General features: G+C 28.4%; 18 protein-coding genes. 2 read left to right on the top strand and 16 right to left on the bottom strand.

The window, feature by feature from the left end; translation table 11 throughout:
- The 4 genes from HBE96_RS09165 to HBE96_RS09150 all read right to left on the bottom strand — a co-directional run bounded on the left by HBE96_RS09165 (position 1) and on the right by HBE96_RS09150 (position 4,052).
- Positions 1-1,206 (bottom strand): argininosuccinate synthase, encoded by a 1,206-nt coding sequence (locus HBE96_RS09165; RefSeq protein WP_169297473.1) that lies wholly within the window; start codon positions 1,204-1,206, stop codon positions 1-3.
- A 331-nt stretch (positions 1,207-1,537) separates the two neighbouring features.
- Positions 1,538-2,314 carry an amino acid ABC transporter ATP-binding protein gene (locus HBE96_RS09160; protein ID WP_169297472.1) on the bottom strand — a complete coding sequence of 259 codons (777 nt, stop codon included), beginning with the start codon at positions 2,312-2,314 and terminating at the stop codon, positions 1,538-1,540.
- Positions 2,315-2,333: 19 nt separating this feature from the next.
- Positions 2,334-2,981, bottom strand: a complete 648-nt coding sequence (locus HBE96_RS09155) for an amino acid ABC transporter permease (RefSeq protein ID WP_169297471.1) — start codon at positions 2,979-2,981, stop codon at positions 2,334-2,336.
- A gap of 525 nt (positions 2,982-3,506) precedes the next feature.
- Entirely contained in the window at positions 3,507-4,052 is a 546-nt protein-coding gene (locus HBE96_RS09150; RefSeq protein WP_169297470.1) for an NADH peroxidase, read from the bottom strand.
- Positions 4,053-4,717: 665 nt separating this feature from the next.
- On the opposite strand from HBE96_RS09150, the gene pdxS reads away from it, so the two are divergent.
- Together pdxS and pdxT are read left to right on the top strand one after the other, a co-directional pair.
- Positions 4,718-5,587, top strand: coding sequence for a pyridoxal 5'-phosphate synthase lyase subunit PdxS (pdxS, locus tag HBE96_RS09145; RefSeq protein WP_169297469.1), 870 nt, complete (start codon positions 4,718-4,720; stop codon positions 5,585-5,587).
- A 3-nt stretch (positions 5,588-5,590) separates the two neighbouring features.
- Positions 5,591-6,166: a pyridoxal 5'-phosphate synthase glutaminase subunit PdxT gene (pdxT, locus tag HBE96_RS09140; RefSeq protein ID WP_169297468.1), complete on the top strand. Its 576-nt coding sequence runs from the start codon at positions 5,591-5,593 to the stop codon at positions 6,164-6,166.
- Between the two features lie 215 nt (positions 6,167-6,381).
- Here pdxT and HBE96_RS09135 read toward each other — a convergent pair whose 3' ends face one another.
- The 12 genes from HBE96_RS09135 to HBE96_RS09080 all read right to left on the bottom strand — a co-directional run.
- Positions 6,382-6,822, bottom strand: coding sequence for a DUF5085 family protein (locus HBE96_RS09135; protein ID WP_169297467.1), 441 nt, complete (start codon positions 6,820-6,822; stop codon positions 6,382-6,384).
- A 16-nt stretch (positions 6,823-6,838) separates the two neighbouring features.
- Positions 6,839-7,291, bottom strand: coding sequence for a GyrI-like domain-containing protein (locus tag HBE96_RS09130; protein WP_169297466.1), 453 nt, complete (start codon positions 7,289-7,291; stop codon positions 6,839-6,841).
- A 77-nt stretch (positions 7,292-7,368) separates the two neighbouring features.
- Entirely contained in the window at positions 7,369-8,154 is a 786-nt protein-coding gene (locus HBE96_RS09125; protein ID WP_169297465.1) for a hypothetical protein, read from the bottom strand.
- An 18-nt stretch (positions 8,155-8,172) separates the two neighbouring features.
- Entirely contained in the window at positions 8,173-9,543 is a 1,371-nt protein-coding gene (locus HBE96_RS09120; protein WP_169297457.1) for a hypothetical protein, read from the bottom strand.
- A gap of 9 nt (positions 9,544-9,552) precedes the next feature.
- Positions 9,553-9,861, bottom strand: coding sequence for a WXG100 family type VII secretion target (locus tag HBE96_RS09115; RefSeq protein ID WP_169297464.1), 309 nt, complete (start codon positions 9,859-9,861; stop codon positions 9,553-9,555).
- Between the two features lie 24 nt (positions 9,862-9,885).
- A complete protein-coding gene (locus tag HBE96_RS09110; RefSeq protein WP_169297463.1) occupies positions 9,886-10,206 on the bottom strand; it encodes a hypothetical protein in 321 nt (106 codons plus the stop codon).
- Positions 10,207-10,220: 14 nt separating this feature from the next.
- On the bottom strand, positions 10,221-10,526 hold the full coding sequence (locus HBE96_RS09105; RefSeq protein WP_169297462.1) for a hypothetical protein: 306 nt from the start codon (positions 10,524-10,526) through the stop codon (positions 10,221-10,223).
- A 303-nt stretch (positions 10,527-10,829) separates the two neighbouring features.
- A complete protein-coding gene (locus tag HBE96_RS09100) occupies positions 10,830-11,051 on the bottom strand; it encodes a hypothetical protein (protein WP_169297456.1) in 222 nt (73 codons plus the stop codon).
- Positions 11,052-11,253: 202 nt separating this feature from the next.
- A complete protein-coding gene (locus HBE96_RS09095) occupies positions 11,254-11,616 on the bottom strand; it encodes a hypothetical protein (RefSeq protein WP_169297461.1) in 363 nt (120 codons plus the stop codon).
- A 119-nt stretch (positions 11,617-11,735) separates the two neighbouring features.
- On the bottom strand, positions 11,736-12,137 hold the full coding sequence (locus HBE96_RS09090) for a hypothetical protein (RefSeq protein WP_169297460.1): 402 nt from the start codon (positions 12,135-12,137) through the stop codon (positions 11,736-11,738).
- Entirely contained in the window at positions 12,127-12,345 is a 219-nt protein-coding gene (locus HBE96_RS09085; protein ID WP_169297459.1) for a hypothetical protein, read from the bottom strand. The genes HBE96_RS09090 and HBE96_RS09085 overlap by 11 nt, the downstream gene beginning before the upstream one ends.
- Positions 12,346-12,536: 191 nt before the next feature.
- The coding region (locus tag HBE96_RS09080) for an ankyrin repeat domain-containing protein (protein ID WP_169297458.1) at positions 12,537-13,300 on the bottom strand (764 nt) is incomplete at its 5' end.

Genomic DNA, 13,300 nt, shown 5'->3' with positions numbered 1-13,300 from the left:
TTATTTTACCTTCTTCTTGTTAGTCATAGATTGTATTTTACTTGGAAGCCCGAATAAATTTATAAAACCTTCTGCATCTTTGTGACTATATAATTCACTTGCACCAAAAGAAGATATACTTTCATCATAAAGTGCATATGGTGCATCTACTCCAGCTACCATTATGTTTCCTTTATATAATTTTAATTTTACTGAACCTGTTACATTTTTCTGTGTTACATCTACAAAAGCATCTAATGCTTCTTTTAATGGAGTAAACCATAAACCATCATACACTAATTCTCCATATTTTTGAGCTATAGTTTGTTTGTAATGGAATGTAGGTTTATCAAGAGTTAATCGTTCTAATTCTTTATGTGCTGAATAAAGAATTGTTCCACCTGGAGTTTCGTATATTCCTCTTGATTTCATTCCTACTAATCTATTTTCTACTATATCAATTATTCCTATTCCATTTTCTCCACCTATTTTATTTAATGTCTCTAATAATTCAACTGGAGCTATATCTTTACCATTTAATTTCTTAGCTATTCCTTGTTCAAAATACAACTCTATATAAGTAACTTCATCCTTTGCCTTTTCTGGTGGTGTTGTCATAAGATACATTCCCTGATTATGTTCATTTTTAGGATCTTCTAATTCTCCACCTTCATGACTTAAATGCCACAAATTTCTATCCCTTGAATATATTTTTTCCTTAGTTACTGGCACTTCTACCCCTTTGGCATTAGCATAATCTATTGCATCTTCTCTTGATTTTATATCCCATATTCTCCATGGTGCAATTACCTTTATTGTAGGATCAAATGCTGCTATACCAATTTCAAAACGCACCTGGTCATTTCCTTTTCCAGTGCATCCATGTGCTATATATTTTGCTCCTTCCATATGTGCTATTTCAACCAATCTTTTTGCCATTAAAGGTCTTGCAAAAGAAGTTCCAAGCATATATTTTTCTTCGTATAAAGCTCCTGCTTTTATACCCTTAAATAAATAATCAGTTACAAACTCTTCAATTAAATCTTCTATATATACCTTTGAAGCTCCAGTTCTTATAGCCTTTGCTTCAACTTCTTTCATATCATCACCCTGGCCAACATTCATGCATGCTGCAATAACGTCCAAATCATAGTTTTCTTTAAGCCAAGGAATTATTATTGATGTATCTAATCCACCTGAATATGCTAATATAACTTTATCTTTCATAAAAAAATACCTCCGTCTTTCCGCATTGATAATTTATAACATTATTTTTAGTACAAATCATTTTTATCCGATCGCTACCATTGCTAATACCCCATCTTCTTTAAGTGGGGAATAAGCACTGCTACGCGCCTGGATAAGTTCTTCTAAGACTCAGATGGGTAAAATGCCTAAATAGCATTTTACGAGCTCTGCTCTGGTAAGAGGTATTCCTCACAAGAAAACTCCACCTGAGTCTAAGAATCACTTGATATTTTTATTTTTCAAACACTTAATTTTATAAATAAGTGCCAACTTCGTTGTCTGCAGCTGACACTTACTTTACACTAATTTTTTAAAGTACTTTTTCTAAAAATGCTTTAGTTCTCTGTTCCTTTGGATGAGAAAATATTTGATCTGGTGGTCCCTGTTCTACAATTTTTCCACCATCCATAAATATAACTCTATCTGCAACCTCTTTAGCAAAACCCATTTCATGAGTTACAACTACCATAGTCATTCCTTCTTTAGCTAGATCCTTCATTACACTTAAAACTTCTCCAACAAGTTCAGGATCTAATGCAGATGTAGGTTCATCGAAAAGCATTATATCTGGCTTCATAGCAAGTGCTCTTGCTATGGCAACCCTTTGTTTCTGTCCACCAGAAAGCTTTGATGGATAATAATCCACTTTGTCTGAAAGTCCAACTTTTTCAAGAAGCTTCTTAGCTCTTTCCAAAACCTCACTCTTATTTTCTTTTTTCACCATAATTGGTGCTTCCATTACGTTTTGTATGGCTGTCATATGTGGAAATAAGTTAAAATTTTGAAAAACCATACCCATTTTTGTAGTTATTCTTCTTATAAGCTTTTTATCCTTTGAATTTAATTCTTCACCTTCAATTACTACTTTGCCACCATCTATTTCTTCAAGATGATTAAGACATCTTAGGAACGTACTTTTACCTGATCCAGAAGGTCCTATTACAACTAAAACCTCTCCTTTTGCCACATTAACATTTAAGTTTTCAAATACAACTAAATCATTAAATTTCTTAGTTAAATTTGTAGCTTCTATCATAAGATTTTTAGCATTAAAATCTATACAATTGTTTCCGATTATATTTTCCATAAAAATTTCTCCTTTATTATTAATAAACAGAAAGTTTCTTTTCAAATATTCCAAATGCACCTGTAAATATAGTAGTTAATAAGAGATATAAAACGCCCGCTGTAAAAAATACTTCTATAGGTTTAAAAGTACTTGCATATATCTGTTGTGCAGATCTCATAAGCTCTACCATAGCAATAGTTGATACTAATGAAGTATCCTTTAACATTGCTATAAACTCATTTCCTACAGGTGGTATTATTACCTTAAAAGTTTGTGGTAATATTATCTTTCTCATAGTATCACCATAAGTAAATCCTAGAGCCTTTGCTGCTTCAAACTGACCTTTATCTATAGATTGAATTCCACCCCTTATTATTTCTGCCATATAAGCACCACAATTTAAACTTAATCCTATTGATGCTGCTCCAAAGGGTGTTAGTTCTATTCCTATAAAAGGTAAACCATAATAAAAGAAAAATAATTGTAAAAGAAGAGGAGTTCCTCTAAATATCCATGTATATAAACTTGATATTATTCTAAACACTGCATTTTTAGAAAGCTTTAAAAGTGCTAAAAATATTCCAAGTACTGTTCCTGTAATTAATGCAATGACAGTAAGTTCTATTGTCATTACACTTCCCTTTAAAAGTAGGGGTAATACTTTTATTATTATTCCTGTATCCAATACTTTCACTCCAATTCAAATTTTTAACTATAGTACAATAAAAATAATGTTTTTCATTGTCTTTTAATTTATTTTCTATCCCCTTAACAATTCATTAATCAAAATTACTGACATCATAAATTCCTCTGATTTTCTTAACCTTTCCATACCTTTCTCCCCTTTTTTAATTAAACTTTTTTACTCCTTAGATTGATGTAATAATTATACATCTTTAATTATAATTATGCAATGTTTTTTTAATATTTTTTATTCTCATTTATAGCATAAAATTACACTTAGATTTGTACTAAAAAGCTGTGTATCTTACTTGTCAACACTTTGTATATGTTTACACATAGATATTCCTTAACATTTACGTGTTTATTTATGAATTAATACAATATACATTTAATCATTAATTTTGTATATATTCTGCATAAAATTTTTACTTTGTTATAATAAAAAACTATATAAAATGATAAATAAAAAAACCTGTATCATATTTCAGATACAGGCATCTATTTAAATAGAGATGATGGTCTTTTTTTATTTAAAATATCTATTTAATAATCCTTTAAATGCCATTCCATGTCTAGCTTCATCTTTACACATTTCATGAACTGTATCATGAATTGCATCGTAATTTAATTTTTTAGCTAAAGTAGCTAAATCCTTTTTACCTTGACATGCACCATGCTCAGCTTCTACTCTTGCTTCTAAGTTTTTCTTTGTGCTAGAATCTACAACTTCACCTAATAATTCTGCAAATTTTGCAGCATGCTCAGCTTCTTCAAAAGCTATTCTCTTATAAGCTTCAGCTACTTCAGGGAAACCTTCTCTATCAGCTTGACGACTCATTGCTAAATACATTCCAACTTCTGTACATTCTCCAGTAAAATTAGCTCTAAGACCTTCTATAACTTCAGGGTCAACATCTTTAGCAGTACCTACTTTATGCTCATCAGCCCAAGACATTTCTCCATCTACTTTTAAAACAAATTTATCTTTTTTAGCCTTACATTGAGGACATACTTCTGGAGCTTCCTCCCCCTCATAAACATATCCACATACTGAACAAACAAATTTTTTCATTACTAATTCCTCCAATTCAAAATAATTTTTATCTTCAACTTATTTTTATTTTTTATATCTTTTACATTTACTATTATATAATAATCATTATTAGATTGCAAGAGTTTTTTTTAAAATTCTTTTCATATTTTTCTACAATTTACCTCACGCCTATGGTAGTAATACTTCTAGCTCCATAAATATTGATATTTAATTATATGTATACGCTTGAAGTTACTAGTTTGTATTTTAACTTTTATGTAGTGATATATGATAAGTGTTTCATCACATTAGCTAAATTGTTTCTTATTATTCTTAGAGAAAAGTTTGTGAAAGCCTTAGAACTTTAGTCTTGTTTGAGGGAACCGAGTTTGACAAAGTTCTTAGGTTTTCACAAACTTTGAGCTTTAGAATAATTAGAAACATTTAGCAGTGATGAAACACTTATCATATATCACGGAGTAAAAGTTAAAATACAAACTTCCACTGTACCTTTGCGTCACATTATTTTTATATTGTAACTTTAGATATAGAAGCTATTAAACCCTATATCAGGTTGGTTTTTAAAGTGTATGCATACATTTTACTAATTTTTGCTTTTGTTTTAGTATACTAGTATAAACCATGGTAATTATTAATAAGGCCTTTTTAATTTTTTATATTTTTTAAATTTGGAGGTTTTTTTCATGGAGAAATATGAATTAAATAAAAATTTAGCCCAAATGTTAAAGGGCGGTGTAATTATGGACGTTGTAAATCCTAAAGAAGCTGAACTAGCAGAAAAAGCTGGAGCTTGTGCCGTAATGGCACTTGAAAGAGTTCCTTCAGATATAAGGAAACAAGGTGGAGTAGCTAGAATGTCTGATCCTAAAATGATTAAAGAAATACAATCAGCAGTATCAATTCCAGTTATGGCTAAAGTTAGAATAGGCCATTTTGTAGAAGCTCAAATTCTTCAAGATCTTAAAATAGATTACATCGATGAAAGTGAAGTATTAACTCCTGCTGATGAAGCTTATCATATTAACAAATGGGATTTTAAAGTACCTTTTGTTTGTGGTGCAAGAAACCTTGGCGAAGCCTTAAGAAGAATAGGCGAAGGTGCTTCAATGATTAGAACAAAAGGTGAAGCAGGTACTGGAAATGTTGTAGAAGCCGTACGCCATATGAGATGTATGATGGATGAAATAAGCAAAGTTAAAAATTCTTCCAAGCAAGAACTTATGACTCTTGCTAAAGAACTAAGTGCACCTTATGATCTTATTAAATATGTTTGGAAGGAAGGCAAACTTCCCGTAGTTAATTTTGCAGCTGGCGGAATTGCAACTCCAGCAGATGCAGCCCTTATGATGCAACTTGGATCTGAAGGTGTATTTGTAGGTTCTGGTATATTCAAATCTTCTAATCCCGAAAAAAGAGCAAAAGCTATTGTACTTGCAACTACTTACTATAATGACCCCAAAGTACTTGCTGAAGTTTCTAGTGATTTAGGCGAACCAATCAAAGGTCTTGATTTAAGAGATTTAGACAACAGGTATGCTGAAAGGGGCTGGTAAGCCATGAAGATTGGAGTCCTATCTCTTCAAGGTGGATTTATTGAACATATAAATCATTTAAAATCCATAGGTTGTGATACCTTAGAGGTTAAAACCTTATGTGATTTAGAAAATGTTAATGGTATAATTCTTCCTGGAGGAGAAAGTACTGTAATTGGTAAAATTCTAAAAGAAACTAACTTACTTACCCCGCTAAGAGAAAAAATATTAAAAGGTATGCCTGTTTGGGGAACCTGCGCTGGTATGATATTACTTGCAAAAGAAATTGAAAATGATAAAAATAACTATCTTTCGGTTATGAATATAAAAGTAAAAAGAAATGCATATGGAAGCCAGATTGATAGCTTTGAAACTAAAAAAATAATTAAAGAAGTTTCACCTAACCCCATTCCTCTTATTTTTATAAGAGCCCCTTACATTTCTAGTTATGACAATACTGTAAATATCCTTTGTGAAGTTAATGAAAATGTTGTGGCTGCTAGAGAAAATAATATTCTTGCTACATCATTTCATCCTGAACTTACTGAAAATCTTGAGTTTCATAAATACTTTTTATCAATGTGTGATAAAAATGTATAAAAATCAAAAGGGAAATTGTTTTTACGCTTTTTCCATATCTCTCTAGATGTATTTTAAATCTTTGTGTCAGCTCATTTATCATAATTCTTTGCTACTTTAAATTTTCTAGACATAATAACAAAAGCTAATGATTTGATGAAAATCATTAGCTCTTGTTAATACTATAAATATATAATTAGACTTACTTTATACTAAAAGGAAACAGTATTATTTACTTAAATAACCCCAATCTTTAAAAACACATATTGTAATGTATCATCACCTGATGGCACATTAAAAAATGGTGTTGTTTGTTCTAATTTATTTTCTTTTATAAAGCTTTGTAACTTTGAATAAGCTTCTTCACTGTTTTTTTCATAGTCATTAAATACAGTAGTAGAAACCATATTTTCAATACTAAAATAACTATGAAAATCCATACCTTCTGGTACATCTATGTAATCTTCTTCTACTGAAATAAAGAACTCCATACCTACATTTTCATTTATAGTTGGAAACATATTAATAGAATAAAACGGAAACCCTTTTATGTGCACTTTTAGAGCATTTACTTCATCAAGAAACTCCTTCATTACATTTTCAAAATCTTTATAATTAAAGTAATACTTTTGAGAAATTACATTTGTTAATCTAATATAGTCATGCTTATTAATCATTTTTTCCTCCACTAAATTACATACTTTTTTCTATAGGTGCATAAACATCAATTACACCACCACCAAAAACATCTAAATATATATTATAAAAAGGTTCTACTAATTTTAAATTGTAATTTCCAGCAGCCGCTCTTAACGTATCATAAGTAACAGTCTCAATATCATCATCTAAATCAGCATGTCTAAGTATCAAACCATCTTCAAATTTCATTTCTTCTATAAATACATATTTATTATTTGGTTCTAAATCAATCTCTGTATTTATAGGTACATATATACCAACTTTAGCTGTATTATTCTCTTTATCTACATCTTCAACTGTATATATTACTGGTCCTGTTACATAAAGACCATTTTTAATAATTGAGTTTCTTAATTCCCTTGCATGATTTACCCATTCATTTGTTTTACAAATTACTTTTATACTTAATACATTATGAAAAATTAACGGATTTCGTTTAATCTTCATTTTAATGTTCCCTCCATTTACCACTTCTTAATTTTTCCTTTATATTATGTCATACCAAAATATCCTCTATTTTGGTATCATTTATTTTTTTGCCTCATTGGTTTTTTTCCTTTTTTTCCTCTATTTAAATATGATTCATATGAGAAATTAAAGGATTCAAATCTTGATTTACAATATACCACTATAATGCATTCTGGAATAATACTGACTAATGCTACCTGTATTATAAACGCTAATACAAACACTAATATTGGTGGTCCCATATTAATACCTCTATTCTGCATATCTATTGTTGCTCTACGTCCTAATTTGCTTGCTATGACTATTACTGGAATCGAAAATCCTAAATATCTTATTTTTTTACCAAAAAGTCTCTCATTCAGTCCAACGCAATCTTTTCCCATTTCACCTTTTCTAATTAAAATTATAAGTCTTATAAAAACAAATATTGAATATATGCATACTAATATAATTGTGTATATTACTATCTTAAACAAAACATTATTATGGCAATAAAATACAATTAATGGCATTGGATATGCAAGTAAAGAAAATACAAACCAATTTATTGCTATAATAATTATAAAAAACTTTTGAAACTTAAATGCATATTTCTTCTTATTTATTCTACTAAATATAAAAAGACCAATATCTCCTATAATAATTATTTTAATTATTATACTTATCAAATAAGGACAATTTATATGACTCTGTTCAATATAAAACCATCCTAGTCCTGAAAAAATCAAAATAGCAATTAAGTTACCAATTAATTTACCATCTGTATTTCTAGGATGATACTTTGAATTTGAATATATAAATTGATGAAAATCTTCTTCTGAACATTTTTTTAATCCTAACATAATATTTCCTCCAAATTACTACTGAAATACTTTTCCTATATAACTTCCTATTTTATCTACAGCTTTATTAGCTAACTTCTTCGTTTTGTCAACAGTACTTTCTGGTGGTTCTCCGTATTTATAGTTTATCAATACATTTATTGTTGCTCCTGCTGCTGCTCCTACTACAGTTCCCGCACCTGGCACTATAGATCCGATTGCTGCTCCTGCTGCTACTGCTCCTGCGCTAGAGCCTAGATCAACTGTTGTATCTACCACAAATTTCTTAGTTTTTTCACCATTAGCTAAAGTCCACTTTCCATTTTCATCTTTAAGATCATCATTTGCATTATTATAAATAGTCTTCCCTTTATCATAAACACCAAAAGCTTTCCCAAACAAGTTTACTCCTGATGATATTTTAATATCTTTTATATGCTTTACCGGTATTTTAATGTTTTTTACATCCTTAATAACTTGACCTGATTTAATGTATTTTACTTCTCCTAATAAATCTTCTATTGCACCATCCTTAGCATTGGTAAAAATACGTTCTTCATCTTCTAGATTAGCCATTTTAATATATTTATTTAAATCATCATACCGCCCTTTTAATATTTTATTTGCATCTTTAGTCCATTTTTCACTTTCACCATCATAAATTTCTACACCTTTATTTATTAATTTATCTACATAATCTTTCAATTTATTAATGTTTTTAGAGCTTCGTCCAGTTAAAATTCTCTTTAACTCTTTATCCCTTAACATTTTAAATTCATCGTGAAAATACTTAGCACATTTTCCTAAATCATTAGGATTTAATTTGCTATTTTTTAATTTAATAAATATCTTCTCACCATTCTCTATTATTTCAAATGAATTTCCTCCTAAAAGAAATTTTAATGCTTTCATCTTTCCTGGATCTATTGAAAATTTAAACATTTCTTTTCCTATTGCATTGATTAAAGAATTATCTTTTGAACTCAAATCATTTCTTAACGCTTTTGAAAGCAAATATAAATATCTTTCCAAACTGTTCTTGTCACTAAAAAATATCTTTTCTATTTCTTCATCACTTATTTCCATGGTTCCTATATTGTTTTTATAACTTTTTAGGTTTGTCCCATCTAATAAAACAAAATTATTGTAAAATGTATTATCAAATGCATATAACTCTCTTGCATAACTTTCTAATCCATTTGCAAAATTCATTAATTTTTTTTGATTTTCCTTAGCCTTGTTAATAGAATTACTTATTCGAGATGTATCTGGTTTATATGTCAATTTATTTAATGAATTCAGTACATAAGTCAAATTATTTATTAAATCTTCATATTTAACACAACTAATATTTTTTAGGTTGTCCACAGTATCTTGACAACCTGCATATTTTATTGCAAGTTTACTCATTTTTGCCTCCTATAAAAATCTTAATAATTTTCCTCCTTCATCCTTAAGTTCTGTATCCTTTTCATACATAACCTTAAGTGCATTTTCAAGTTGAGCTAAATTTTCATTAAAAGCCTTAGCATCCTTTATCCAATTATCAAATGTTTTCTTAAATGCATCTTTGCTTTCACCTTTCCAGCCAACTTCATATAGTCCTTCAACAGAACTCTTAGCTGAATTTATTTTCTGTGAAATATTATTATGTATTTCAGAATACTTAAGTATACACTCTACTAAAGTTTGTAATTCTACCAAATAATCTCTATCTGATCCAGCCATGTATATACCTCCTTTTCAACCTTTTTAATCATCATGTTCATGATAATATGTATCTTCCATTTTTAAAATTTCTAGTCTATTTTCAAGTTGTATCTTGTAATCTGTACATTCTTTTTCACAACTAGATATTCCCTTAGGTTCATCTTTATTTAAATCCTTTAATGTGAATACTACATTTTGCTTATTGGTCATATCGATATTACTATTAAGATTTTCTGCATACTTAAATGTATTCTTTGATATTTCTCCACTGCTTGTAACCATATTTCCTAATTTTGAAACAGCATTTCTAATTACTACAAGATCACTCTCAATTATTGATATTTCTCTACAATGACACCCCATTGCTCTCCTCCTTACTATTTTTCAAACTTATTTGAAATATTTTTATCCAAACTGTCAAACTTCTTTAATGTATCATTTAAACTCAATATTAAATTTTTAAATGAATCATTTATTTTTTCAAAAGCTTTTTCCTGTTTTACAGTTATATTTTTATAATAATTTCTTGAAACACCTTTCCAATTAGATTCTTCTGTTAATGTAGTATTATTATTCTGTAATTCTTTTTTCTCATTTTCTAATTCTTTGTGTAAATCAGTAAGTTCAGATATTGTTTTTTCAAATAACTCATAATTTACTTTTTTTTCATCACTCTTTCCCATAATTACCTCACTATAAACTTATAAATTCCATGCATATATGTTTTAATTATCAATTCATAATTGTTTTAAAAATTATTATATGATTTCTAAAATCTAAGATAAAGATTATTTTTTCACATAATGTAAGAACTTATTATTAACCTAATTTTTAAACAAAATCTACTTTTTATTTATAATCATCCTAGGTTACATATTATTCAAATATTATTATAACATGACTAAAATGTAAATATATTGATTCTGCTTTAAATTTTTGTTAATAGTTATTCTTTAAACTTTAACCTAGTTTTAAAATATATTTACTTATAAGAACTTTCTATTTGTTAAACTCGTTTCATACTTAAAAATCACATTATAAATAAAGGAATAGTTTTTACACCATTCCTTCTTTGTTTCACTATCTATTTGTTTTCTTCCACAAATTTTATAAATCTTTTTCTTAAATAAAAAAAACTTTAATTCTTTAAATCCAAATGACCATTGCTTTATATCTCCAAAGAATAATTTTCCCCCCTTAATCTGCAAATCCTATAGATTCTTAGTAATTGATTTAAAAATAGGAACTAATATTCAAGCAAAACTTCTTGTTAAATTTAGTCTTTCTTTAAATTTAAGATTTGCCCTTCTACGAATAATCAAAAGAAGATAACAAATCAAATATACAAACTTTTGATTTGTTCATATGTCATGTAGTCACAATACCTATAGCTAAAATTATCCTGAGCCTTTATTTGATAAACCCAAAAAAAGGATTAGGATCTGTAATTACTCCTAGTGCAATTGCTACCTTAATTATGATAAGCATTATTACTGTTGTTACAATTAATATCAATGCTGGTTTAAACATATAATGACGTGCACTATTCCCAGATATATTATAATGATGCAAATTACAAATAGTACCCATAATTGTAGATATTGCTAGTGAATCTTCTTTTATTGGTATCAAATATATTAAACTAGGAACACCACTAACACACAAGGATATAATATATCCAATCACATAACAAACCACATAATAAATTAATTTGTATTCGTATTTCTTTTTATTCTCTTTATTTAAGCTTGTTTCTTTTTTATTATTTTTCATTATTGTCACCATATACCTTTGCTAAATCTGGATTAGATTTAATATAAGTATCAACTGTAGCAACAGAGATTGTCTGTTAACTTCCAAGCTTTGTAATGGTGCCTGATTCCTTACAAAAATTAGAACAGTTTTGTTTGATACTTGTCATTCATTCCAAGCATTCCACCAAAAGGATCTGGTGTTACAATTACTCCAAATAAAAGTAATACCTTAGTTATGATAAGTATTATGAATATCAATAATATTCCTATCATTAATGGTCTAAACATATAATGACGTCCTCTATCTCCAGGTATATTATAATGATATATATTACAAAATGTACCTATCATTACAGATATAAATATTGCATCTAGTTTAATAGGTATTAAATACATTAAGTTAGGTACACCAGTAACACATAATGATATAACATATCCAATCCCATAACAAATTACATAATAGATTAATTTGTATTCATATTTATTCTTGCTTAAATTATTTTCTTTTTTTAAACTTGTTTCTTTTTTATTATTTTTCATTATTGCCACCATATACCTTTGCTAAGTCTGGATTAGATTTAATATAAGTATCAGCTGAGTCAGTCCAGGATTTCACTGTGCCATTTTCATTAAAAGTATTTCGTATATCAACACCAGTATAAATAAAATCTTTTTTAGTTATGTTACTAGGATTAAAGCTTTTAACATCGAATACTGGATCTTTAGTTATTACACACTTTAATATCATTTATTGCAAAACCAGCACATATTATAATTACTAGAATTGACATAATAATAATTAGTCTTCTTCGCATTTATGCCTTCTTTCTTTACTCCTTTAATAGCTTTTTTACTAATTTCATATAAAGAAGATAACAAATCAAATATACAAACCTTTGACTTGTTATCTTTATTAATATGCCTTAATTAAGCACAGTCCTAATATTTCTTTATATATTCTTCCCAATCGTTAGGATGGATTTGTTTTATATGTTCAAGTGTATCATCAGAAATCTTAGTGTCCCAATAATTTACTCCTTGATTAGCAAATTCTTTAACAATTGCCATTTTCATTTTATATTCTTCTGATCCTAATTCAATAGTCCAGTCTCTTAAGCTATCTACTGGATAGAATTTTCTATTAGGATTACTAATATAATAGGATTCATTTACTTTTGCTTTTTTTTCTGCAATTAAATAATATGCATATCTCCTCATTTCCTCTGTAACATTTCCTCCTCCGATATCCAATACACAAATCGCTGCAGTCTTTCCTTTTTTTGTTTTATAATTTATATCAGCTCCTGCTTCCACTAAAGCTTTTGTTTTCTCAATTCCAGCTGAAACTGAATTCATCAAAGGACTTTTACCACTTTTTATATCATCATCATTTCTTCCTATATAATTTTTATTTGGATCTGCATGATAACTTAATAATAGTCTTACATATTTAGGATCTTTTTTCACCTCATTATCTACCCATGAAAAACCTGCTGCTCGAAAAAGTGGAGTTTCTCCTGCAACCTTTGTTGCTATATTAGGGTCTACACCACATTTTAATAATGCTTCTGCTGACTTATATTTTTCTGATCCTACTGACCATAGCAGCAAGGTTGCTCCATACTTAGGATCTTGATAATTTAACAATTCTGGCTTGTTTTTTGCTATTTTTTCTATCTTATTAACATTTTCATTTTTTACAG

Origin of the sequence: Clostridium muellerianum, assembly GCF_012926525.1 — a bacterium.
GTDB lineage: Bacteria > Bacillota > Clostridia > Clostridiales > Clostridiaceae > Clostridium_AM > Clostridium_AM muellerianum.
Note: the sequence above shows the minus strand (reverse complement) of the source record. Positions and strands in the feature narration are given on the sequence as shown.

Bases quoted from the DNA above. Each gene is read 5' to 3' on its own strand.
- HBE96_RS09165 (WP_169297473.1), bottom strand. From the start codon at position 1,206: ATGAAAGATAAAGTTATATTAGCATATTCAGGTGGATTAGATACATCA.
- HBE96_RS09160 (WP_169297472.1), bottom strand. From the start codon at position 2,314: ATGGAAAATATAATCGGAAACAATTGTATAGATTTTAATGCTAAAAAT.
- HBE96_RS09150 (WP_169297470.1), bottom strand. From the start codon at position 4,052: ATGAAAAAATTTGTTTGTTCAGTATGTGGATATGTTTATGAGGGGGAG.
- pdxS (WP_169297469.1), top strand. From the start codon at position 4,718: ATGGAGAAATATGAATTAAATAAAAATTTAGCCCAAATGTTAAAGGGC.
- pdxT (WP_169297468.1), top strand. From the start codon at position 5,591: ATGAAGATTGGAGTCCTATCTCTTCAAGGTGGATTTATTGAACATATA.
- HBE96_RS09135 (WP_169297467.1), bottom strand. From the start codon at position 6,822: ATGATTAATAAGCATGACTATATTAGATTAACAAATGTAATTTCTCAA.
- HBE96_RS09130 (WP_169297466.1), bottom strand. From the start codon at position 7,291: ATGAAGATTAAACGAAATCCGTTAATTTTTCATAATGTATTAAGTATA.
- HBE96_RS09125 (WP_169297465.1), bottom strand. From the start codon at position 8,154: ATGTTAGGATTAAAAAAATGTTCAGAAGAAGATTTTCATCAATTTATA.
- HBE96_RS09120 (WP_169297457.1), bottom strand. From the start codon at position 9,543: ATGAGTAAACTTGCAATAAAATATGCAGGTTGTCAAGATACTGTGGAC.
- HBE96_RS09115 (WP_169297464.1), bottom strand. From the start codon at position 9,861: ATGGCTGGATCAGATAGAGATTATTTGGTAGAATTACAAACTTTAGTA.
- HBE96_RS09110 (WP_169297463.1), bottom strand. From the start codon at position 10,206: ATGGGGTGTCATTGTAGAGAAATATCAATAATTGAGAGTGATCTTGTA.
- HBE96_RS09105 (WP_169297462.1), bottom strand. From the start codon at position 10,526: ATGGGAAAGAGTGATGAAAAAAAAGTAAATTATGAGTTATTTGAAAAA.
- HBE96_RS09095 (WP_169297461.1), bottom strand. From the start codon at position 11,616: ATGAAAAATAATAAAAAAGAAACAAGCTTAAATAAAGAGAATAAAAAG.
- HBE96_RS09090 (WP_169297460.1), bottom strand. From the start codon at position 12,137: ATGAAAAATAATAAAAAAGAAACAAGTTTAAAAAAAGAAAATAATTTA.
- HBE96_RS09085 (WP_169297459.1), bottom strand. From the start codon at position 12,345: ATGATATTAAAGTGTGTAATAACTAAAGATCCAGTATTCGATGTTAAA.